Genomic DNA, 22,902 nt, shown 5'->3' on the forward strand with positions numbered 1-22,902 from the left:
CGAAAACGTCGACTTGGGGGAACAGTATGTACCGCGTTTGGAATTTTGTGACCAACTATTCACTGCTGTTGATCTTTGGCGCCTTGATCGCACTGGTTTGGGCCAACACAAACGCGGAGAGCTACCACCATTTTGTTGAGTTTGTGATCTGGGATCATGCGCCCATCGGGCACTATCACCACGGACACCGCACGCTGACACTGCATTACCTCGTCAACGACATTCTTATGGCGCTCTTTTTCGCCATAGCGGCCAAAGAGGTGTGGGAGGCTGTGATCCTCAAAAACGGCTCGTTGCGCGGCAAAAAGGCTGCAACCCCCTTGTTTGCAACAGTGGGCGGCATGGTCGGGCCGATCAGTGTATACCTTGGACTGGCCTATTTCATGGGCTCAGAGACCTACAACGCAGTCGCCAATGGCTGGGCTATTCCAACGGCCACTGACATTGCTTTCAGTTATTTGGTGGGCCGTTTGATCTTTGGTGCTGGGCACCCTGCAGTACGATTTTTGTTGCTTTTGGCCATTGCAGATGATGCCGCAGGCCTGATTATTCTGGCGGTCTTTTATCCGTCAGGCGAACTGGCACCAGAATGGCTGTTGTTGTCTGCTGGCGCCGCAGCAGGTGTATATTTCTTGTTTAACTGGTTGCCACGGCGCATGGATCGAGGCGATCAGAACCGCCCGCGCTCGACCTTTGTGCGTGAAAAGCTGTCATTTTGGCCATATCTGGTCGCTGGTTGTGCCAGCTGGTACGGCTTTATGGTGTCGGGTCTGCACCCTGCCTTGGGCCTTTTGCCCATCGTGGTCACTATCCCTCACGCAGATCGTGCCTTTGGGATCTTTAGTGGCACGCAGCAATACCTGACCGATTTGTTGAACAAGATCGAACACGCACTCAAGCACCCCGTCGAGATCATCTTGTTCTTCTTTGGTCTGCTGAATGCTGGGGTAGAATTCTCTTCTATCGGCGACGCTACTTGGCTGGTGCTTGCGGGCTTACTGATCGGCAAACCTATAGGTATTTTGCTGTTTGGCTGGATTGCAGCACGCCCACTGAACCTTGGTATCCCTGCGGGTATGCGGATCATTGATTTGGTGGTCATTGGCTTTGTGGCGGCGATCGGTTTCACCGTATCGCTGTTCATCGCCTCCGTAGCTTTCGAGGCCGGGCCGGTACAAGATGCCGCTAAAATGGGCGCGCTCTTTAGTTTCTTTGCCGCCGCAGTGGCCTTTGCATCTGGCAAAATCCTCCGGGTCCAAAAGCAAGACTAGCGCCGCAGTCAGCGCAACGCCGCCACTTCCACCGCAAATCGGAAGGTTTTTGCGCGGCTTTGCGCTTTGCCAACTGCTTGGGCTTGAAACAATCCGCCGGTTTAAGACATAATGTTGACAGAATGTCGCTCTAAATACGGCGTTAACCAAGCTGGGATAGAGATACCCTAAACCCAGCGTGCCTGAGCAGGGCCGGAGATTGCGAGTAAAATGCTCGAATTTGAGAATGTCAGTAAGTCCTTTTGGACCGGAAAGCAGCGCAAGGTGATCCTTGATCGTGTGTCTTTTCGTGTGGAACTTGGCAATTCTTTAGGGATCCTTGCCCCCAACGGGACCGGCAAAACGACCCTTGTAAACATGATGGCAGGTCTCGAAAAACCTGATGAGGGTGAGATCCGGCGCGGCTGCAACATCTCTTTTCCTCTTGGATTTATGGGCGGCGTCGTCAGCAAACACACTGCCAAGGAAAACGCGCGCTACATCGCCCGCCTTTACGGGCTCGAACCGGACTATGTGGAAAGTTTTTGCCGCTGGCTATGTGGTATTGAGGAATATTTCGACATGCCTTTGGGGACCTATTCCTCTGGCATGCGATCCCGGTTTACTTTTGCGCTGATGTTGGCGCTGGATTTCGATATGTACCTGATTGACGAGGGCATGCCGTCATCAACAGATGTGGAGTTCAATAAAAAGGCCGCGCAGATCCTTCGAGAGCGGCTGCAAACGACCACTGTTATAATCGTATCACACCAGGCCAAAACCTTGGAACGCTACGCAAAATCCGCAGCTGTGTTGATCAATGGCCAGCTGCAAATGTTTGAAACCTTGGAAGAAGCGAAACATCTTTATGACTACGAAACCCAAGGCGAAGAAGTTTAGGATCAGGCGCAGCGCCCCTGCTGCTCCGACCCAAACACCCCCACCCGCAGCGACGACCCCGTCGCCTGCGCCCGCACGTCCAACGCCACAAGCGCAACCAGCGTCAGGGGCCCAACCCGCCCCACAGACCGAAGGCGGACAGGCCTTTGCACAAATCACCCCCAAACGCATCGCCGTTGAAGGGGACGTGGCCTCCAAGGGGCAAGTGACCACAGAAAACACAATTGATGCGATCCGCAAGGAAGGCCTGACAGGACGGCAATTGCGCATGGCCCGTCGCGTCGCGCAAAAGCACAACTTGGCCCCAATCAGCGACTTTGATGCAGTGCGATTGCTGCGCGAAAACGGTGTGGATCCGTTCCAGCAATCGAGCATGTTGGAACTGGTCGTGCCGGACCAAAACGACAAAGGCGCCAAAGACGGCGCCCTGACCAAAAGCAAAATCCAACTGCCGCAAACAGTGCCGTCGGGTGACGCAAACCTACCCTCAACGGAATTGGGCCCAAACATCAGCCCCGCCGAGGCGCGGGCTGCGCAAATCGCAGAAATCCAAGCTGGTATCGCCAGTCGCCGTCGCAAGAAAATGGCTGTGTTGGTCACACGTCTGGCTTTTTTCGTATTCTTGCCAACGCTAATTGCAGGCTATTATTTCTATTCTGTGGCCACACCAATGTATGCCACCAACTCGGAATTTCTGATCCAAAAATCTGAGGCGCAATCGCCCGGTGCACTGGGATCGGTATTTGGCGGCAGCGGACTGGCAACCAGTCAGGACAGTATTGCGGTACAAGGCTATCTGGGATCACGCGAGGCCATGCAACGGCTCAACGAAGACGTTGGGTTCATCTCGCATTTTTCCGCGGAAAACATTGATGTTCTGCAACGGCTCGAGCCTGATGCCAGCAACTCAACTGCCTATAAACTTTACAAGAAATACGTCAAAATCGGCTATGATCCCACCGAGGGCGTGATCAAAATGGAAGTGATAGCAGCCGATCCCACCACCAGCGAACTCTATGCGCGCAAGCTGATCGAATACGCAGAGGAACGCGTGGATGGCATTACCGGGCGCGTGCGTGAGGACGCAATGAAAGGGGCCCGCGCAAGCTTTGAAGACGCGGAGCGAAAACGCGAGTCTGCCCTACAGGTTCTGGCAAACTTGCAAGAAAGCACGCAAATTCTGGATCCGGCAGGCGCGACAGCTGAATTGCAAAGCCGCTTGGCCCAGCTGGAAACACGGCTGCTGGACAAAGAATTGCAACTGGCCGGACAATTGGAAAATTCGCGCCCCAACCAAGCCCGCGTAAACGCCTTGGAAACCGAAGTTCGCATCACCGAGGCGCAAATCCAAAAGGTCAAAGCCGAGATGACAACAACCGGTTCCGGGACAGATTCGCAGGCCCGGATCAATGCGCAGATCCGTGTGGCAGAAGAAAACTATCAAACCCGGACACTTTTGGAACAGCAGGCTTTGCAGCAGCTGGAAACAGCCCGCATCGAAAGCGAACGTCAGGTGCGCTATTTGTCCTTGGGTGTTGAGCCAACAGCGCCGGACGATCCGACATACCCGCGCAAGTTTGAAAACACCGTGCTGGCGTTTTTAATCTTTGCAGGCATTTATCTGATGTTCTCGCTGACTGCTTCGATCCTGCGCGAACAGGTTTCAAGCTAATGATTGATGTCAAAATCAGAGATCTGACAGTCAGCAACTCGGCTCCATTGACGCTGATCGGTGGACCTTGCCAATTGGAAAGTCTGGATCACAGCCAGATGATTGCAGGTATCCTCAAAGAGGCCTGCGATGCCTCAGGGGCGCAGTATATTTTCAAAGGCTCCTACGACAAAGCGAACAGAACGTCTTTGAATGCACCGCCCCCGTTGGGGTTGGAAAAAGGCCTTGCGGTTTTGCAAGGTGTACGCGATGCCATCGGCTGCCCCGTCATCACCGATGTGCATTCCGCAGATCAATGTGCCCCTGTGGCCGATGTGGTCGATATCCTACAGATCCCCGCGTTTCTTTGTCGTCAGACAGCTCTGCTATTGGCCGCCGGTGAAACGGGCGCTGCGATAAACGTCAAAAAGGGTCAATTTTTGGCACCCTGGGATATGCCAAATGTTGTGGCCAAGATCGAAAGCACTGGCAATAAACGGATATTGCTGACCGAACGCGGGGCCTCGTTTGGCTATAACACCCTTGTCGTCGATATGACTTCCCTGCCGGAAATGGCCAAAACCGGCTACCCGGTGGTTATGGATGCAACCCATGCCGTGGCAAAACCCGGTGGCTTGGGCTCTGCCTCTGGCGGTCAAAGGGAATTGGCCCCCGTTCTGGCCCGTGCGGCTGTGGCCACTGGAATTGGTGCGGTATTTGCAGAAACCCATCAAGACCCAGATAATGCCCCATGTGACGGCCCCAATATGATCGAGTTGAAAAACATGCCACAACTCATTGAGACCTTGATGAAAATTGACGTATTGGCTAAGTCAGACCCGATCTTGCTTTAAAAATTTTGGACATTCCTTATGACGGCTCCCCTCAGCACAGTAACCCCAAACACATGGGCCTTTTTGCGCGACGCAATGATTACACCAACGGGGTTTCGCGAATACGACGCGCGATGGCAGTACCCTGAACAGATCAACTTGGTCGGCATTACAGCGCTTGGGCTAGGCTTGGGCACGCAGATGCATGCGCGCGGGATTGAGCCTGTGATCGCAGTCGGCAATGACTACCGCGACTATTCGCTGTCGATCAAAAACGCTTTGGTTCTGGGACTGATGCAAGCTGGCATTCACGTCAAAGACATCGGACCAGCCCTATCGCCAATGGCATACTTCAGCCAGTTCCATCTTGATGCCCCGGCTGTGGCCATGATCACGGCCAGTCACAATCCCAATGGGTGGACGGGCGTTAAAATGGGCTTTGAACGCCCACTGACTCACGGCCCAGACGAGATGGGCGAATTGCGCGATATCGTCTTGGAAGGGCGCGGGGTTGCGCGCGATGGCGGCAAGTACGAATTTGTGCCCGGCGTGCAAGACGCCTATTTGGACGATCTTGTGGGTGACTTTAAAATGACACGCCCGCTCAAGGTTGTTTGCGCGACCGGCAATGGCACGGCCAGCGCCTTTGCCCCTGCCCTGTTTGAACGCTTGGGCGTCGAAGTTGTCGCCTCGCACAATGAACTCGACTACACCTTCCCCCACTATAATCCTAACCCTGAAGCGATGGAGATGTTGCACGACATGGCCGACAGCGTGCGCACGTCGGGGGCTGACTTTGCCCTTGGTTTCGACGGCGACGGCGATCGATGTGGCGTCGTGGATGATGAGGGCGAAGAGATTTTCGCCGACAAAGTCGGTGTCATCATGGCACGGGATTTGTCCAAAATTTATCCAAATGCCACTTTCGTGGCAGATGTAAAATCCACGGGTCTCTTTGCCTCGGATCCCGAACTGGCGGCCAATGGTGTGACCGCAGATTACTGGAAAACTGGCCACAGCCATATGAAACGACGGGTAAAAGAACTGGGCGCTTTGGCTGGTTTCGAAAAGTCGGGCCATTACTTTTTGGCGGAACCCATTGGACGCGGTTATGACTGCGGCATGCGCGTTGCTGTTGAAATTTGTAAACTGATGGACCGCAATCCTGATATGAAAATGTCAGATTTGCGCAAGGCCTTGCCCAAAACCTACGCCACGCCAACCATGTCGCCCTTCTGTCCTGACACGGAAAAATATCAAGTGCTGGAACGCGTTGTGGCCAAACTGGTCGAGCGTCACGAGGCAGGCCAGCCGCTGGCCGGACGGGCCATCAAGAACGTCGTAACGGTCAACGGCGCACGGGTCATTTTGGACAATGGTGCTTGGGGGCTGGTGCGGGCCAGTTCTAACACGCCAAACCTTGTGGTTGTGTGCGAAAGCCCTGATTCCGAGGCCGAAATGCGCGCCATTTTCCACGACCTTGATGCAGTTATCCGGACCGAACCCAGTGTTGGCGACTACGATCAATCGATTTGATCTTTTGACGCCGCGGGTGAATACTCGACCCGATCACAGTGTAAAACCCGAGGAATAAATGGTGCGGTATCTCCTTGTCTGCTGTCTGCTTTGTTGGGCGGCCGCTGCGTCGGCGCAAGTATCTGAAACCCAACCCTCCGGCGCGATCTCAGTTGAGGACAGCGCGGCGCAAGACGCGGCAATTGCCACACGCATTCGCGGCATTTTGGAAGAACTTGATGGCTACCAAGATGTGACCGTCACCGTTTCAAACGGCATCGTCACCTTACGCGGTACCACAATCGATACGGCCAAAGCCGCTGAACTCAACGATTTGGTGGGCCGCGTCGAGGCCGTGGTGGCCATCGAAAACAACGTTGTTGAGACCACTGATGTGGTGGAACGTCTAAACCCCGCCGTTGACCGCTTTATGGCGCGGATCAATCAAACCGTGGCCTACTTGCCCCTTGCGATGGTGGCGTTGACGGCTTTTTTGATGGTGGTTTTGCTGGGGCTTTTGATCGCGCGGTTCAAACAACCATGGGACCGGCTGGCGCCTAACGCCTTTATCGCAAACATTTACCGGACCTTGGTGCGTTTGGCCTTTGTGGTCGGTGGTCTGGTTATTGCTCTGGATATCTTGGGGGCTGCGGCCCTCCTATCGACCATTTTGGGCGCTGCGGGGATCATTGGTTTGGCCATTGGTTTTGCCGTCAAAGATACGGTCGAAAATTTCATCGCCTCGATTATGCTGTCAATCCGGCAGCCGTTCAGACCGAATGACACCATCGAAATTGGTGGCGACACGGGCAAAGTGATCCGCTTGACCAGCCGCGCCACGATCCTGCTAAGTTTTGATGGCAATCACATTCGTATTCCGAACGCGACCGTTTTCAAAAGCCGGATTGTCAACTTTACCCGCAATAACGAGCGTCGATTTACCTTCACACTTGGCGTGGCTTACGGGACAGATCTTGCAAAGGCGCGAGATTTGGCGATCACAACCCTGGCCGATCTACCTTTTGTTCTTAAAGAACCCGCAGCGGATGTGATAATTCAGGATCTTGGCGACAGTACCGTTGGTCTCTTTGTTGCGGCATGGATTGCGCAACACGAGACCAGTTTTGGGCGCGCACGTGGCGAGGCCATCCGGGTTTTGTTGCAGACCTTCGACCAAGCCGGAATCGAAATGCCCGAACCCACTTACCGCCTGCTGACGTCCAGCGCGGATCAATCGAGCGACGCAAAACCGACAAAACCTATCATTGCCCCCCCAATGGGCGGCCAGACCGTGGCCCCCGAACAAGATCGTCAGTTAGAAAAAATCATCGCCCAAGAACGAGAAGAATTGGAAGACGGGGATCTTCTGGCCAAGGGCGGACAAGAAGAGTAGAATTTTTCGTTATAATGGTCTTGCAGCGCATGGGATTTGTGCTTAATTACGGCCTCACGTTGGGTTGTGGCCAAGTGGTAAGGCATCTGTTTTTGGTACAGAGGATCGTAGGTTCGAATCCTACCAACCCAGCCAACTTTCTTTAGGTATGACATCTGGCGTGAACCGCGACTTGTCCGGCTGGAAACGCGACTTCTGTCGGGTAACAGCGCATCTTCAAGCGTTTTCTCCGGTTTTTTGCCTTACGCATGATGTGAGACGCCTCTTCGCGAATTTCTAATCGACGCCCCAGACATGGGCGAAACGACAACTCACTAGCAGATCCTTAACGTTCGCTGGCATGCGAGAAGTGCTGGCGCGCAAATTTCTCATTTTACGGAACGATATGGCCTGCTCTCTATGGTGTTCGCAAATTTGGGTTAGCTCTGTTCAGGTCTTGGTCCATGATCGACCGGTTAAAATAGTCCGCTGGCATCAGGCCAGCGAGGCTTGTGTGTGGTCGGTCATGGTTAAAGTCCGTCCGCCAAGCGGCGATGAGGTTTCGAGCATCACGCAAGCTGTCAAACAAATGTTCGTTCAGGCATTCATCTCGCATCCTGCTATTGAAGCTTTTGACGAACGCGTTCTGCATTGGGTTGCCGGGTGCGATGTAATGCCAATCGACCTTGCGGTCTTCCTACCATTTCAGGATCGCATTTAAAGTCGGCTCCGTGCCGTGATCGCTGATCACCATGCAGGGGTATCATCGCCTGACAGGTTGCAAACAGGTCTTGGAAATACTGAAAACCACCATCTGCATCCGCGCGGCGTGCTGACAGTTCTTTGAGGTTATGCCCGGTACAAAAGTGGTTTCCGCCGCTGCGCAGGATTACCGCCTAGACGCTGCGACCTTCGGCAATCTTGTCGAATGTCTCGGACAGTGCCTGCAACATCGCCTCGGACAAGGCGTTAATCGATTTGAGCGCGTTCGGCGTCAAGACGGCCACCTCATCGACGTCAGTACGCAAGACAGCGTCCTGTTTCGTGATCGTCACATCAAAGTCCCCCGGCCTTTTTCCATGCGGCCATACCACCCGTCATGTTCACAACAGGCGAAAGCCCCATGTCCGTGGCAACCATCGCGGCCAAAGCGGACCGGCCACCAGACGCGCAATAGATGACGTAGGTTTTGTCCTGATAGAACTCAGGTTTGTGCGCCGGGCTTTCCGGATCAATGTGGAATTCAATCATGCCGCGCGACGAGGCGACTGCGCCCGGGATCATGGCGGTTTTGCCTGCTCTGTCCCATCGCGCAGGTCTACAAAGACGTGATCGGGAGAATTGACCATCGGCAGCGCATCTTCCGCGCTGATCGCTCGCACGGATGATATGGCCCGCTTGACGATGTCTTTGGCACCCCTGATGATTTTCTGAGCCGTCTTTTCAAGTCTCCAAAGCCGGGTTTTGGACGAACATCAAATTTTCAGATCGAGTCTTGGTTTCCAGAAAGGGCGGAAGAGTTCGATTTTTGGGCAACGGTTCATGACCACCTGAAGGCCCGCGTCTTTGGCGAGTTTGGCCGCGCGGTCGTCGTAGACGCCAATCTGGCCCCAGAGCACTTTTGCGCCGATGGCGATGGCTTTTTCGGCAAAGCCGTAGAGTTCTTCTTTGGGACGGAAAACGTCGACCATGTCGACCGGTTTGTCGATCTCTTCCAGCGAGCGATAGACTTTGAGTCCGCGGATCTCCGCCAAATTCGGGTTCGGGTTAACGGGGAGAATGTCATAGCCAATCTCACTCAACTGCCGCAGCACACCGTAGCTGAACTTGGTCTTGTCCGCGCTGGCCCCGACCATGGCGATGGTATTCACTGATTTCAGAATGTCGGCCAGGTATTTCGGATCGTAGTCATAGATATGATCAACGTCTGCATCGGGCATAGGCTTAGACTTTCGGTGAGGCGATATCCGCCTTGAGTTCATGGGGTTTGAGCGGATCAAGAAACGGGTTTCGATAAAGCCGGTCATGGCTCTCTACCCCGATCTCCAGCGTGATGTCGGTGGTTGCTCGCGCCACACACAGGATCACATAGCCGTTCTCAATCTGCCGATTGTTCAGCGCCACCTGACGCCGCTGATCCACCTCACCAGCGGTGAGCTTGGCCGCGCATGTGATGCAGCCGCCATACTCGCACCCATAGGGCAGATCGACGCCTTGGTCGCGCAACTGTTCCAGCAGTGGGCGGCGGTCATTGACGGCATAGGTCACGCCGTCGCGGTTGGCGATAGTGACTGTATGCGCGGTCATAGCCAGATGTCGCTTGTGCAATCGCCGCCGGGATAGCGCGCTTCGTGGCAACGGGAAGGGCCATTTGGTTCCTTGCCGAAGTCCACGATAAAATCTTCGTTGATCTTCATCCCTCCATTCACCGGATCGCAATCGATCTGCACCATGACCCCGCCCTTGGTGCGGATGTCAGGGTAAAACTGGTTATCCCACGTCGAGAAAAGCGAGGTGGTGACATAGAGCCGCTTGCCATCAAGGCTAAGTTGGAACATCTGCGGACCGCCTGCGACATCGACACCATTCACCTTAGGGGCCTTGCCCAACAGACCGCCCATGTAGACCTGCCCCGTCAGAACAGGGTTGTGAGGATCGCTGATGTCATACTGACGCATATCGCCGTGCAGCCAGTTGTTGAGATAAAGGTATTTGTCATCCATCGAAATCAGGATCGCGCTCATCACACCGGGCAGCGGGATCGGCCAGTCTGGATGTATCTCATTCTCAACATCGATGATCTTTTCCCACTGCCATTTGTTGCCGTCTTTCCACCAGTGGATAACGTTTGTCGAAAGCGCTGCGCCGCAGAACCCGTGGGTGCTGTCTGGATCATGGTGAAACTTCACTTCCAATGGTAGCAGGCCGTCCTCGCCAAGGTAAAAACTCTCGACAGGTTCGCGTTTCTCAAAGTCCCAGAAGTGCAATTCGCGCCCGTATTTCAGGTGCCCCACTTCTTCCAAATCGAACCCCGGCATAAAGGTATTGGGCGCGGCCCATTCTGACGAAACCATCACATTGTGACGGGGCTGGTACCAGAAGTCGTAGCCAAACTTGATCTCTCCCATTGAGCTTTCCCAACGGCCCTGAATCTCGAAATCTTTATTCAGATGCAGATACCCGCCCGGCGCTTCGCCCTTGGCATCGCCCAGCATCGAGATGATAATCTCGGAGCCCAGACAATGCACGGTATGCGGCCCGGACAAGTCAGTTTTTGCCTTGATCTCTGCCCCGTCGATAACCTTGTGCAGGCGCGGCGCGCGAGGGTCGGTGGCTGTATCGACCACGTGTATGTTGTTGGATCGCACGCCGGGCAGCAGCAGGTATTTGCGCGACATCGACCCATCATCAAAACAAGATGAACAGGCGTTCCATCCCATGTGGTGCAACTCATCCCCGATGCCCGGCATCTCAAGCCGGTGGATCACTTGGGAATAGGTCGGGCTATCCGGATCCACATCGACCGTGGCCAGATAGTCGGGCTTTTGAATGCCCGTGCCTGTGTAGATCGCGATTGTGTAAAGCAGCTTTTCACGGGGCGCACGGATCGCCTCTGCCGGTGATGCATAGCCCGGCCCACAGCATTCTGACATTTCGCCCTCCCTTGCGATCCCCTCATGAATCTCATAAAGTGATAACTGAAATATCGCAAGGCAAGAAAATGCATCTCGAACGCGTCACCCTTATCCTAGAGATTGTCGGCCAAAAGGACGTAGCTACAGTCGCGGACATCTGCGCGCATTCTGACTTGCCCAAACCCACCGTATACCGGCTGGTTCAGGACCTTGTTGCCGTCGGATTGCTAGAGCCCGTCGCCCGGGGGACGTTTTCTATCGGGCTGCGCCTCAAGCAAATCACCCACAGAGAGCAGTCCGACCGCGCCTTGCTTGACATCATCGGTCCGGCCCTGAAACAGGCAGCGGCCCAATATGGCTCAGCGTTCTTTCTGTCCCGTCTTCGTGGCAAGTCGGTCGAGATCATTCACGTCGAAACACCACAGACGGGTGTTTCGTACCTTCACCCCGGTTTGGGGAAACGTCCTTTGCACGCCTGTTCCTGCTCAAAGGCCGTTGCGGCGTTCTCGCCCGACTTGTTCTTGACCAGCGAAATGGAGGGGCGTCTGCGCGCCTACACCGAATTCACACTGACAAGTGTGCAGGACCTCGAAGCCGAGTTCGAAACCATCCGCAAACGCGGCTTCGCTGAATGCGTCGAGGAGATTGAGCGCGGCATGTGTTCCGTGGCAGCCCCCCTGGCACCAGACGGGCCGGGTGCCACGCTATCCATCGGTGCGACGGGCTCGGTAAGGGTCTTTACCCCAGCCTTCCGTGCAAGGCTGGGGCCCGAGATCACTCAGATTGCACGAGACATGTCCGCAAATCTAGGGTGGGATGCAGCGCAAGACGCCAAGAAATCTGGCTGATTTTTTTTGCGGGCCTTCGAATCTGGGCCTTTTCCAAATCCGGACTGACCTCCTGCGCAGTAACCGTTGTGTGACAGAGGCCCAACGAGAAGCATTCGCAAAATGAAGCAGTGGTCTGTGGGTGTCATTGCTGAGCTAGGAAACCACTCTTCACGTAATGGCCAGATCCTTGGACGAGCGCGCGAGCAGTTAAGGGCAACTCTCTTGTCGCGCGGGTGACATCATCCAGCCCGATCTGCTGGGCGCTTTTCCACCGATTCCTGCGGCTTTGCTTTGCTCGCCTCAGAGTCAGGTCTTACGCGGGCAAAACTTCGACGCTAGATGACGGACCCGAAAAATATGAATGCTATCAGCAGGTTAGAACATGATTAGACTCCGATTTACGCCGGACGTGACGTTTGATTGCATCGTGTACATGGTCAGCGACACACAGTCGTGCGTTGGCAAGGGTCACAAACGCCAGCCACAAAGCGGCTCGAGCGGACTCTAGGGTCCAAATTTTTCCAAAGCCGTGATCAATGGATCAACATGGCCCGTATAGTTGCGCCATCTGCCAATGGATTTTGCAGATATTGGGGCACGGACTTGGGTGGCGGACCGTGTACTGCATTTATAGGTCTCAACCGGTTGCGCCCTTTTGTTCAGCTTCAAAGTGGTGCCAAGGGCGTCAAGAGTTTGATCTGGGGAGGACACTAAATCCTCATAGTGCACGTCGATTGGAGGCGTCTCAAGAAACTGCGCGCCAGTGTCCCCAGCGCTTTGGTAATCGTGATAGGCCCGTGCCAGCCAGTCTAATTGATAGGTGAAATTATTCCCCCCAGAAAACTCGCCTAAATAGCATGAGACACAAGTATCACGTGCGTCACGGCGCATCCGGATGACACGTGCTTTGGGAAACAGAATTGAAATCATCGGCAGGCACAGGATGTTGCCAGGCATTTTGTCGACACATGGGCGGCTGAACGCGTTTTGATCCCGTGCCATCAATTCAGTCTGGTATCGCCTAGCCGCTGCATCAATTTCGGTAGGGGACCAATCTTCGAACCACTTAGGCAAACCGTCATCGAGACGCCCTGCGCCAATCTCGTTTAGGCTGGCACTGAGGATACTTGCGAAAACATGCACCTCGCCAAATGTGCCAAGATCAAAGTGCTTGTGCAGTTGCGCCTCTAAAAGGGATGTGCCCGAGCGCGGCATCCCAACAATAAAGATCGGTGAGATTTCAGAACCAGCGGGCCGCCGCATCTTGCGCAGCCGCTCGGGATCAAGCCCAGACAATGCAGTCACATACCGCGTCAACTGAACAGGATCATAGCGCGGCGGATCGAATGTCGCTGCTTTTTGCGCGGCTTTCCAGGCGCGTTGCCATTTGCCCAGGTCGTTCATTGCTTTGCACAGGACATAGTGGATCGCCCGCTTAAAAACCGGCGGGGCGTCAGATTTTTGCGCCAACCGCTGCGCTTTTAGCAACCACATGTCTTTAGGGGCAAACCGGTGCACTTGGGCCAAGGTGCGCCATGCACCGACATTATAGGGGCTAAGTTTTATTGCAGCTTGGGCCAAATCCTTGGCCAGTTTCAAATCCCCACTGGCACTTTTGGCAGCGGCAGCGCCCGACAACAGCTCTGCATGGCCGAACAAATCGAAGGCGTGGACGTAGACCTCAAACGCTTCATCAAATTTCCCGATGTTGTAGCATGATTGCGCCAGACACTGCATAGCTTCGACATCATCGCCATGCTGTTTGACGAAATGCGCAGACAATTCCAACGACGCCAGAAACTGCTTTTGTTGAAAAGCCTGTTGAAACGCTGTCTTTTGGATCTGCGGTTGGGCCATGGCACCCCCTGTTGCGCTGTCTGTCTTGCACATAGCCGCTTTGTCTTAACCAAGACTTTAAAGGCGCCGGGACAATTGCCCCCAAAAAAGCCAGGCCTTGGAACGCCAAGCGATTCAAACCATGGCCCCAAGGTCGCAACTACACAGACCGGGTCCCCAGCCAAGCGGCATTTGGGGCGACGTTTCACTGAAAAGGCCCCGGCCTCAAAACCATGCAACTTGTTCAAGCATACAAAATTTTCACAGTTTCTTTTAGGAAAATACCGGCCTCGAACCCCCATAATATTGCGAAAAACGCAGTAAAATATGGGTATTTCAACCAGTCTGACAGAAACCAAACAATGTAGAAATTGTATGCTTTTTTGTTGAATTTGTATTTGCGACGATGCAGAAATCTAAGCAAGGTAGATGCACAGAAGATAAGAATCTGTGATTTCTGGGAGGAATAACATGAAATCTCTACGTAACACAGCCCTCGGGCTGGCACTGGGCGTTGCAACTGCAACAACAGCCTTCGCTGAAGGCCACTCCAAATCCCTGACAATTGCGATCGTGAACAACGGTCACATGATCAACATGCAAAAAGTTGCTGAAGCCTACACAGGCGTAACTGGTGTTGAATTGAACTGGGTATCGCTGGAAGAAGGCGTTCTGCGCGAGCAGGTCACATCTGACACAGCCACAGGTGGCGGCCAGTACGACATCATCAACATCGGCATGCAAGAAGCACCCATCTGGGGCGCTGCTGGCTGGATCGAACCACTAGAATTTGGCGCAGCTTACGATATCGACGACATGCTGCCAGCCATGCGCAACGGTCTGTCCCACGAGGGCACACTCTACGCGGCACCATTCTATGGTGAATCTTCCATGGTTATGTACCGCAAAGACCTGATGGACGCTGCTGGCGTCACAGTTGCGGACAACGACAGCTGGGACAACATCAAAGCAGCAGCCGCTGCTGTGCATGACCCAGACAACGGCGTTTACGGTGCATGTTTGCGCGGTAAGCCAGGTTGGGGCGACAACATGGCGTTCGTCACAACTGTTGTGAACTCGTTCGGTGGTGCATGGTTCGATGCGGACTTCCGTCCAACATTGGAATCTGACGAATGGAAAGCGGCCATCAACTTCTACGTTGATCTGCTGGGTAACTACGGCCCTCCCGGTTCCGAAGGCAACTCCTTCAACGAGATCTTGGCTTTGTACAACGAAGGCAAATGCGGCATGTGGATCGATGCGACAATCGCAGCCTCCTTCTTGGAAGTTGACGGTGTAGCATACGCACAATCGCCAAACGCTGGTAACCCTGTTGGCGCCAACTGGCTCTGGGCATGGGCGATGGCTGTACCTGCTGGTTCGCCTAACTCCGAAGAGTCGATGAAGTTCATCGAATGGGCCACATCCAAAGCGTACATCCAAGCTGTTGCAAACCACAAAGACTTTGGTTGGGGTTCCGTACCAACAGGTACACGTGCCTCCACATATGCATCTGCTGACTTCCAAGCTGCAGCACCATTCGCCGCCGCTGAAATGGCTGCGATTGAATCCGCTGCTCCAGAAGCCACAGACATCAAACCATATGTTGGTGTTCAGTTTGCTGCGATCCCTGAATTCCCAGAAGTGGGTACAGCGGTTGCACAAGAAATCGCAGCGGCCCTGTCCGGCGCGAAATCTGTAGACGAAGCTCTGGCTGCAAGCCAAGCTGCGGCTGACGCAATCATGTCCGAAGCGGGCTACTACTAAACCCTTCGACTGACCTAATGTCGGGCCCGGTATCTTTGGGTATCGGGCCCAGCACCCCCACTGCTTTTTCTGTTTGTTGCGAGTTCCAGAAGCGCACTGTTTGCCCTTCGCCCGACAAACACCCGTCTCTACGTCCTTTGATGCAACCCTTCTGTCGCAAGGTAACTTAAGCTATGGCCAATCGAACCCTGCCCCGTATCTTGCAAACGCCCGCTGTGGTTTTGCTGCTGATCTGGATGCTCGTCCCTCTCAGCATGACACTGTATTTTTCATTCATCCGCTATGTGCTCAACAGCTTACGGCGCCCAGAATGGACCACACCTTCGCTGAGCAACTGGCGCGGCTTTGGCAACTACGAATACGTCTGGAAAGCCAAGGATTTCGGTTTTGCGATCAGCAATTCGGTTTTGATTGTTGGCAGCATCCTGATCATAACCGTGATCTTGGGTCTTGCCATCGCCGTGTTGATCAACCGCAACTTCCCTGGTCGTGGTATCGTTCGCGTCCTGCTGATTTCGCCGTTTTTCGTAATGCCCGCTGTGAACGCCGTTTTGTGGATCAACATGATCCTTGATCCTGTGCTGGGCCTTCAGGGCTTGGCTGTGGGCGGGCTGAACAACTTGATCGATGGGTTGCGAGATTTCCCGGTTTTGGGCAGCTTCTTCTCGCTGTGGCCCGAGATTGAGCCGATTTCATTCCGCGCCACGCAAACCTCGGCCTATGCGGTGATTATGATGGTCGCTTGGCAGTGGACGCCGTTTGCTGTGCTGATCTTTATGACCTCCCTGCAATCCGAGGACGAAAGCCAAAAAGAGGCCGCGACCCTAGACGGGGCTGGTGCATGGTCGCAATTTATCAACCTGACGGTGCCGCATCTGGCGCGTCCCATCGCGATCGTCGTGATGATCCAGTCGATCTTTCATCTGTCGCTTTATGCCGAGATCGAGATCGTGAGCCGCGGAAACGGGAACAAGAACCTGCCCTATCTGATCGGTGAATTCACTTCGAACAACATTGGTGCAGCCAGCGCCACCGGCATCTTTGCCGTCATCCTCGCCAACATCATCGCAATCTTCTTGTTGCGTATGGTTGGCAAAAGCTTGATGGATTAAGGGAGAAAGACAATGGCAGCCGTTACCGAACGCTCGAAATTCAGCAATGTCATCTGGCCCGTCGTGGCTTGGATCGTGGCGCTGATCTTTTTCTTCCCGATCTTTTGGTTGGTCTTCACCAGCTTCAAGACTGACGCTGACGCGGTCAAACCGGAATTCCTGTTCCGCTTTACGCCGACGCTGGAAAACTACACCAACATGACCGAAAACTATGACTATTGGCGCTTTGCTACCAACTCGGTCATCACATCGACATTTGCTACACTGTTTGCTTTGTTTGTAGGTGTGCCATCGGCCTACGCCATGGCCTTTAATCCCAGCCGCCACACCAAAGACATTCTGATGTGGATGCTGTCGACCAAGATGCTGCCAGCCGCGGCGGTGCTTTATCCAATGACGTTCCTGACTAAGAACTTTCTAGGGATTTTCGACACGCATTTCTTGGTGATCTTGGTGTTGTGCCTGATCAACCTACCCATCGTGATTTGGATGTTGTTCACCTACTTCAAAGAAATTCCAAAAGAGATCATCGAAGCCGGTAAAATGGATGGCGTGTCCACATGGGGCGAGATCAAGGATATCCTGATCCCATTGGCATGGGGCGGTATCGCCTCTACCGCGCTGCTGACCTTTATCTTTTGCTGGAACGAAGCCTATTGGACCGTGCGACTGACCACTATCGATGCAGCAACGCTGTCGAAACTGATCGAAGGCAACCGTGCCCCCGAGGGTCTGTTCTTTGGCCGCTTGTCTGCTGTGTCTACCGCTGCAATTGCGCCTATCGTGATCTTGGGCTGGTTCTGCCAAAAGCAATTGGTACAGGGCCTGACATTTGGGGCGGTCAAGTGATCCGACTTGCCCCCCTCTTCCAACGCCTAGCAGTCGCACAAAGTGTTGCGACCGGAGGGTTCAATGTCGATTATTGAACCCGAGATCGAGATGGTCGACCGCAGCACACGCTCGATCCGCTACCTTGAACACGGGTGGCCGACCGAGTTGTGCCGCTGGCATGCCCATGAAGAATATGAACTGCATCTGATCGTCGAAACCCGCGGCAAAGCCTTTGTGGGTGACTATATCGGCGACTTCAAAGCAGGCGATTTGTTCATGACCGGACCGAACCTGCCGCACAACTGGATCACCGATCATGTTTGGACCCAACCTATTGCCACGCGCGATATGTTGGTGCAGTTCAGCCACGAAAGTGTTCAGAAGCTGGCCGAAGGCTTTCCGGAGTTTTCACAAGTACTGCATCTGTTGCAACTGGCGCAATCGGGCATCTTGTTCGAAGGGTTTAACGCCACTTTTGCACGCGGCCACATGGAATCCATCCGCGACAACATCGGTGCCGAACGCATTTTGGCCTTCGTGCGGTTTTTGGTGCGTTTGAACGAGCATGCCGAGAAAAAAGAACTGTCCATCGCCAAGCTGATTCAACCCGAAGGGGGCAGCAAACAGGCCCGCATCGCCTCTGTGGTGGATTATGTGGTCAACAGTTTCAAAGAAGAGATATCCGTCACTCAAGCCGCCGAAATGGCGGGCATGACCCAAGTCACGTTTAGCCGTAATTTTCAGGCCGTAACTGGCCACGGCTTTGTCGAATTCCTCAATCGTATCCGTATTGGGCAGGCTTGTAGTATGCTCTACGCAACGGACGATCAGGTCACGACCATCTCGCTTAAGGCGGGGTTCAAAAACATTGCAAACTTCAATCGGCATTTTTTGAAAATGAAGGGTATGACACCTTCGGAGTATCGTGAAATTGCCCGAAAAGACCTCGCCCCAAGCATGGAATCTGTCTGATGAATTCGGCCGTTCACCCTCATATTTACGCCACATCCTACGACCGGTCCAACTGCCAGATTGGCGTTGTCCACTTGGGGTTTGGCGCGTTCCATCGCGCCCACCAAGCCGTATATCTTGATGATTACATGGAGGCTACGGGCGATCTGCGCTGGGGCATTGCAGCGGTTAATCTACGCGCCTCAGAGACTGCGACATTTCACGAGGCCGAAGCCGATATCGCGCGCCATGACGGCTATTTTCTCAAGTCTTTTTCTGGGTCGGGCCAAGTCAACCTGCGCCGCGTTCGCAGCCATATCGGATTTTTTGATTGGGACGTTGCGCGCAGCGACGCACAATCTCTGCTTGCGCTTGCAACGGTTCATTTGGTCACAATCACAGTCACAGAAAGCGGCTATTACACTGCGCCAAACGGGGATCTTAATACCGCTGATCCCACAATTGCAGCAGAAGTGTCCGGCGCCAAAGCCACCAGTGTTTACGGCTATTTGCGCGCAGCATTGCGGGCGCGGATGGACACTACAAAGGCCCCTCTGACAATCGCGTGTTGCGACAACATCCGCCAGAACGGCACCATGCTGGAACGCAACCTATTGGCCTATTTGGCAGCCTGCGGCGAGGCTGATCTGCACGCTTGGGTCAGTGAAAATGTTGTCTTTCCATGCTCGATGGTCGACCGGATCACACCGCGTAGCCCCGCGGAATTGGCAACGGAATTGACCGCATTGATTGGCACTGATGTCACCTCCCCCATTATGGCCGAGGATTTCAGCCAATGGGTGTTGCAAGACACCGGCGCTGGCCACATGCCAGATCTGAAACAAGCAGGCGTGACCGTCACAGAGGACGTAGATCCCTATGAAGAAACCAAAATTCGGGTTTTAAACGGCGGTCACACGGGGCTTACATATTTTGCGGCGCTCAAAGGGATTGAAACTTTTGATGCAGCCATGCGAGACCCAGAATTGCTTCAGCATTTTTTGGATTTCCAACGCCAAGAGGTTCTGCCTGCGATTCAGGTCGAGTTGCCATTTTCTAAGGCTGACTATCTGGACATGATCATCAGCCGCTTTGGCAACGCGGCAATTGGTGACACTGTGGCGCGTATCTGCGCGGATGGTATGGCCAAGTTTGCAATCTTTGTGCGCCCAACTTTGGCCGGATGCCTGAAAAAGGGGATCACGCCCGTTCACAGCATTCGCAGCATTGCCAGTTGGTACATCTTTGCCCAGCACGTAGCTGCAGGCAAAATCGCATTTGAATATGTCGAGCCCAGCTGGGACGACCTCACAGATCTGATGAGCACCGATGCGTTTCTCAACAGCCCGCAATTATGGGGCGATCTGCCCACAACTTACCCCGTCTTCGTAGAAACCCTACGTCGCGAAATCTCTGAATTGGAGCAAAAATGGCCGGTTTGACCCTGCGCGATGTGCGCAAAAGCTATGGTGACGTGCAAGTGATGCACGGTGTCGATTTAGATATCGAACATGGTGAATTTGTTGTCTTTGTTGGCCCCTCTGGCTGCGGAAAATCAACGCTTTTGCGAATGATCGCGGGGCTAGAAGAAATCAGTGATGGCACTGTGGCCATTGGCGACACTGTTGTGAACCAGGTTGCAGCCTCTAAGCGCGGCGTGGCGATGGTGTTCCAAACCTACGCGCTGTATCCGCATATGAGCGTCTATAAAAACATGGCCTTTGGTCTGAAACAGGCGAAAACACCGCAAGATGAAATCGACCGTCGCGTCAAAGGGGCGGCCGAGATTTTGCAACTGGGTGACTATTTGGATCGCAGTCCACGCAACCTGTCTGGTGGTCAACGTCAGCGCGTGGCTATTGGCCGTGCGATTGTCCGTGACCCCGAGGTGTTCTTGTTCGATGAACCATTGTCCAACCTTGATGCAGCCTTGCGCGTACAGACCCGTTTGGAAATTGCACGCCTGCACGAACGTCTCGGCAATACGATGATTTACGTAACACACGATCAGGTCGAGGCGATGACGCTGGCTGACAAAATTGTCGTGTTGCGGGATGGTCGGATTGAACAAGTTGGATCGCCGATTACCCTCTATGAGAACCCCGCAAACGCTTTTGTGGCGCAGTTTATCGGCAGTCCAAAGATGAACTTTTTCCAGACAGCCGATTTGACTGCTGGGGCGAACGGTCATTTGGGGCGCACGTTGGAGGCTGGACAACAAGTTGGACTGCGTCCAGAGCATTTGATGCCCTGTGCCGAGGCAGATGCGGTTGTGCAAGGTCGTTTGGATCTGATTGAAAACCTTGGTGAATATGCCCTTGTGCATTTGATGACAGCCAATGGTACCGAGTTTATCGCCAAGACCGAAAAACCACCCCAAGCGCCAAAGGGCGACACCCTCAGCTTTACGATCAAGCCTGAATTGGCGCATTACTTTGACATTGAATCCGGGTTGCGCTGCTAAGCCATTCTGGCAAAGCGGCTCCTAAATCAGGTTCGATACACGGGCTGCGCGATGCAGCGGTGCTGCGTTTTGCAGCGCCACGCTATTGCGTAGCCTATTTTTTGTGCACCACAACAATGACCGGCCGTCTTATCCAGTCACTGCCTTTTCGCCCTTGGCACGCGCGCGTAATCAGTTTTGGTGCACAGCGATCTGAAAATACTGGTGGTCGAACCCTCCCCCGACAAAGCGCGGGACATTATCGAGGCTCTCAACGAGGGCGGTTGGACTGATGTCACGGTTGTGGCCAATGCGACGGTGCTGGAACGGGCATCGCAGCAAGAAAACCCCGACATCATTTTGATCGATCTGTGCAATCCCGACCGCGATACGCTGGAGCACCTCAGCGAAGTGTCAAATGCGCGGGCCCGACCCGTTGCAATGTTTGTCGATCAAACCGATGAGGCGCTGACCCAAGCAGCCATTTCCGCGGGGCTCAGTGCCTATGTGGTTAATGGTTTGCAAAAGGATCGTATCAAACCGGTCCTTGAAACCGCGATTGTGCGGTTCAAAATGATCACAAAAATGCAGTCCGAATTGGACGCCGCCAAACAGGCCCTTATGGATCGCAAGATCATTGACCGCGCCAAGGGCCTGCTGATGCGCGCACGGGGCATCTCCGAAGAAGACGCCTATGCCTTGCTGCGCAAGACCGCGATGGATCAAGGGCGCAAAGTCATTGATCTGGCCAATGCATTGGTCACGTCAGCGGATTTGTTGAAATGAGAACGCAAGAAGTCCATTGCGGCTACATTCCCTTGGTCGATTGTGCGCCACTGATTATCGCCAAAGAGCTGCAGTTTGCCTCCGAAGAAGGTCTTGAACTGGTTTTGGTGCGTCAACCCTCATGGTCTGCGCTGCGGGACCGTTTGATCTTTGGTCAGATCCAATTTGCTCATATGCTATCGCCTTTACCTATTGCCATGTCCCTTGGCCTCAGTGGGCCCAAGATCAAAACCGATGCGCTGATGGTCCTGTCGGCAAATGGCACGATGATCGGGATCTCTGCGGAGTTAGACCAAAAACTGACCGCTGCAGGTTGGATCAACGATTTTGCGTCGCCGGATCCGACGCTTAAGGCCATTGCAGCTGTAACGAAACAACCATTGCGTGTCGGGGTACCGTTTGCATTCTCTATGCACCGGATGTTGTTGGAATACTGGTTGCGCCATGCCCCGGATCTACATCCGGATCTGATCGAAATTGTGACGATCCCACCGCCGCAAATGGCCGAGGCTGTGAAAAGCGGCCGAATTGATATGTTTTGTGTGGGCGAGCCGTGGGGCACAGTGGCGGTCCAACAAAGTGGCGCGACGCTGATCCTGCCCAGCACCCGTATTTGGGAATTTGCACCAGAAAAGGTATTGGCCGTCCGCAATGAATGGGGTCAGGCGCATGAGTTTTTATGTGACGCGATGATCCGGGCCATTCACAAGGCCGGAAAATGGCTGAATGATCCGCAAAACCTGCCATTGGCGGTGGAAATTCTCGCCCGCAGTCAGCATCTTGATCTGCCATTGCACGCAATTGAGCCTGCCCTAAGCGGCCAGATCGTGCCGAAACTGGGCACACAGCCGCATCACGTGGACAATTTGCTGATGTTTCATGCAAGTGCCACGAACTTTCCATGGCGTAGTCAGGCCTGTTGGATCGCCGAACGGCTGGCCCATTGGCACGATTTGGATCCGGAAACAGCGCGCCAGGTTGCACGGGACTGCTTTCGCACAGACACATATCGCGACGCGTTAGCCATGATGGGTGCGGATATGCCCGGGGCCTCGGAAAAGGTCGAAGGTGCCTTAGCCGTTCCCACCGCCGTGGCCTCGACCCGTGGAAAAATGATTCTGGGGCCAGACAGATTCTTTGACGATGCGGTTTTCGACTTTAGTCCGGCAAAACTGTCTAAAAATTAGGCA

21 protein-coding genes, 1 tRNA gene and 1 pseudogene are annotated in these 22,902 nt (G+C 54.0%); 16 read left to right on the forward strand and 7 right to left on the reverse strand.

Going from position 1 to position 22,902, the window contains the following annotated elements; translation table 11 throughout:
- Nucleotides 1-26 precede the first annotated feature (26 nt).
- From ACIRQ6_RS10280 to ACIRQ6_RS10310, 7 genes are all read left to right on the forward strand, one after another.
- Nucleotides 27-1,271: a Na+/H+ antiporter NhaA gene (locus ACIRQ6_RS10280; RefSeq protein ID WP_420860497.1), complete on the forward strand. Its 1,245-nt coding sequence runs from the start codon at nt 27-29 to the stop codon at nt 1,269-1,271.
- A gap of 210 nt (nt 1,272-1,481) precedes the next feature.
- Nucleotides 1,482-2,150, forward strand: coding sequence for an ABC transporter ATP-binding protein (locus ACIRQ6_RS10285; protein ID WP_420860498.1), 669 nt, complete (start codon nt 1,482-1,484; stop codon nt 2,148-2,150).
- Entirely contained in the window at nt 2,119-3,822 is a 1,704-nt protein-coding gene (locus ACIRQ6_RS10290) for a capsule biosynthesis protein (RefSeq protein WP_420860499.1), read from the forward strand. Before ACIRQ6_RS10285 ends, ACIRQ6_RS10290 begins: the two co-directional genes overlap by 32 nt.
- Nucleotides 3,822-4,655 carry a 3-deoxy-8-phosphooctulonate synthase gene (gene kdsA / locus ACIRQ6_RS10295; protein ID WP_420860500.1) on the forward strand — a complete coding sequence of 278 codons (834 nt, stop codon included), beginning with the start codon at nt 3,822-3,824 and terminating at the stop codon, nt 4,653-4,655. Before ACIRQ6_RS10290 ends, kdsA begins: the two co-directional genes overlap by 1 nt.
- Before the next feature lie 18 nt (nt 4,656-4,673).
- Nucleotides 4,674-6,170, forward strand: a complete 1,497-nt coding sequence (locus tag ACIRQ6_RS10300) for a phosphomannomutase/phosphoglucomutase (RefSeq protein ID WP_420860501.1) — start codon at nt 4,674-4,676, stop codon at nt 6,168-6,170.
- Between the two features lie 58 nt (nt 6,171-6,228).
- The gene (locus ACIRQ6_RS10305; protein WP_420860502.1) at nt 6,229-7,542 is read left to right on the forward strand and encodes a mechanosensitive ion channel domain-containing protein; all 1,314 of its coding nucleotides are present in this window, start codon (nt 6,229-6,231) and stop codon (nt 7,540-7,542) included.
- A gap of 60 nt (nt 7,543-7,602) precedes the next feature.
- A tRNA-Gln gene (locus tag ACIRQ6_RS10310) sits at nt 7,603-7,677 on the forward strand.
- Nucleotides 7,678-7,939: 262 nt separating this feature from the next.
- Here ACIRQ6_RS10310 and ACIRQ6_RS10315 read toward each other — a convergent pair.
- From ACIRQ6_RS10315 to ACIRQ6_RS10340, 6 genes and pseudogenes are all read right to left on the reverse strand, one after another.
- A pseudogene (locus ACIRQ6_RS10315) lies at nt 7,940-8,284 on the reverse strand (integrase core domain-containing protein); the annotation flags it as partial.
- Between the two features lie 133 nt (nt 8,285-8,417).
- Nucleotides 8,418-8,576, reverse strand: coding sequence for a hypothetical protein (locus tag ACIRQ6_RS10320; protein WP_420860503.1), 159 nt, complete (start codon nt 8,574-8,576; stop codon nt 8,418-8,420).
- A 1-nt stretch (nt 8,577) separates the two neighbouring features.
- Nucleotides 8,578-8,805 carry a rhodanese-like domain-containing protein gene (locus tag ACIRQ6_RS10325; protein WP_420860504.1) on the reverse strand — a complete coding sequence of 76 codons (228 nt, stop codon included), beginning with the start codon at nt 8,803-8,805 and terminating at the stop codon, nt 8,578-8,580.
- A gap of 191 nt (nt 8,806-8,996) precedes the next feature.
- On the reverse strand, nt 8,997-9,461 hold the full coding sequence (locus ACIRQ6_RS10330) for a CoA-binding protein (protein WP_420860505.1): 465 nt from the start codon (nt 9,459-9,461) through the stop codon (nt 8,997-8,999).
- A 4-nt stretch (nt 9,462-9,465) separates the two neighbouring features.
- Nucleotides 9,466-9,828, reverse strand: coding sequence for a 2Fe-2S iron-sulfur cluster-binding protein (locus ACIRQ6_RS10335; RefSeq protein WP_420860506.1), 363 nt, complete (start codon nt 9,826-9,828; stop codon nt 9,466-9,468).
- Nucleotides 9,825-11,174: a selenium-binding family protein gene (locus ACIRQ6_RS10340; protein WP_420860507.1), complete on the reverse strand. Its 1,350-nt coding sequence runs from the start codon at nt 11,172-11,174 to the stop codon at nt 9,825-9,827. The genes ACIRQ6_RS10335 and ACIRQ6_RS10340 overlap by 4 nt, the downstream gene beginning before the upstream one ends.
- A gap of 68 nt (nt 11,175-11,242) precedes the next feature.
- On the opposite strand from ACIRQ6_RS10340, the gene ACIRQ6_RS10345 reads away from it, so the two are divergent.
- On the forward strand, nt 11,243-12,004 hold the full coding sequence (locus ACIRQ6_RS10345; protein WP_420860508.1) for an IclR family transcriptional regulator: 762 nt from the start codon (nt 11,243-11,245) through the stop codon (nt 12,002-12,004).
- 486 nt (nt 12,005-12,490) lie between these two features.
- On the opposite strand, the gene ACIRQ6_RS10350 is transcribed toward ACIRQ6_RS10345, so the two are convergent.
- Nucleotides 12,491-13,843 carry a sulfotransferase gene (locus ACIRQ6_RS10350; protein ID WP_420860509.1) on the reverse strand — a complete coding sequence of 451 codons (1,353 nt, stop codon included), beginning with the start codon at nt 13,841-13,843 and terminating at the stop codon, nt 12,491-12,493.
- A gap of 450 nt (nt 13,844-14,293) precedes the next feature.
- On the opposite strand from ACIRQ6_RS10350, the gene ACIRQ6_RS10355 reads away from it, so the two are divergent.
- The 8 genes from ACIRQ6_RS10355 (at nt 14,294) to ACIRQ6_RS10390 (ending at nt 22,899) form a co-directional block, all read left to right on the forward strand.
- Complete coding sequence (locus ACIRQ6_RS10355) at nt 14,294-15,589, forward strand: ABC transporter substrate-binding protein (protein WP_420860510.1); 1,296 nt, start codon at nt 14,294-14,296, stop codon at nt 15,587-15,589.
- Between the two features lie 173 nt (nt 15,590-15,762).
- Complete coding sequence (locus tag ACIRQ6_RS10360; protein WP_420860511.1) at nt 15,763-16,701, forward strand: carbohydrate ABC transporter permease; 939 nt, start codon at nt 15,763-15,765, stop codon at nt 16,699-16,701.
- A 12-nt stretch (nt 16,702-16,713) separates the two neighbouring features.
- The gene (locus ACIRQ6_RS10365) at nt 16,714-17,550 is read left to right on the forward strand and encodes a carbohydrate ABC transporter permease (protein WP_420860512.1); all 837 of its coding nucleotides are present in this window, start codon (nt 16,714-16,716) and stop codon (nt 17,548-17,550) included.
- Nucleotides 17,551-17,613: 63 nt separating this feature from the next.
- Entirely contained in the window at nt 17,614-18,504 is an 891-nt protein-coding gene (locus tag ACIRQ6_RS10370; protein WP_420860513.1) for a helix-turn-helix domain-containing protein, read from the forward strand.
- Nucleotides 18,504-19,925 (forward strand): mannitol dehydrogenase family protein, encoded by a 1,422-nt coding sequence (locus ACIRQ6_RS10375; RefSeq protein WP_420860514.1) that lies wholly within the window; start codon nt 18,504-18,506, stop codon nt 19,923-19,925. Before ACIRQ6_RS10370 ends, ACIRQ6_RS10375 begins: the two co-directional genes overlap by 1 nt.
- Nucleotides 19,913-20,947 (forward strand): ABC transporter ATP-binding protein, encoded by a 1,035-nt coding sequence (locus ACIRQ6_RS10380; protein ID WP_420860515.1) that lies wholly within the window; start codon nt 19,913-19,915, stop codon nt 20,945-20,947. Before ACIRQ6_RS10375 ends, ACIRQ6_RS10380 begins: the two co-directional genes overlap by 13 nt.
- A 180-nt stretch (nt 20,948-21,127) precedes the next feature.
- Nucleotides 21,128-21,712, forward strand: coding sequence for an ANTAR domain-containing response regulator (locus ACIRQ6_RS10385; protein ID WP_420863894.1), 585 nt, complete (start codon nt 21,128-21,130; stop codon nt 21,710-21,712).
- Nucleotides 21,709-22,899 carry a CmpA/NrtA family ABC transporter substrate-binding protein gene (locus ACIRQ6_RS10390; RefSeq protein ID WP_420860516.1) on the forward strand — a complete coding sequence of 397 codons (1,191 nt, stop codon included), beginning with the start codon at nt 21,709-21,711 and terminating at the stop codon, nt 22,897-22,899. Before ACIRQ6_RS10385 ends, ACIRQ6_RS10390 begins: the two co-directional genes overlap by 4 nt.
- Nucleotides 22,900-22,902 lie beyond the last annotated feature (3 nt).

This window comes from Algirhabdus cladophorae, from assembly GCF_044772865.1.
GTDB lineage: Bacteria > Pseudomonadota > Alphaproteobacteria > Rhodobacterales > Rhodobacteraceae > Algirhabdus > Algirhabdus cladophorae.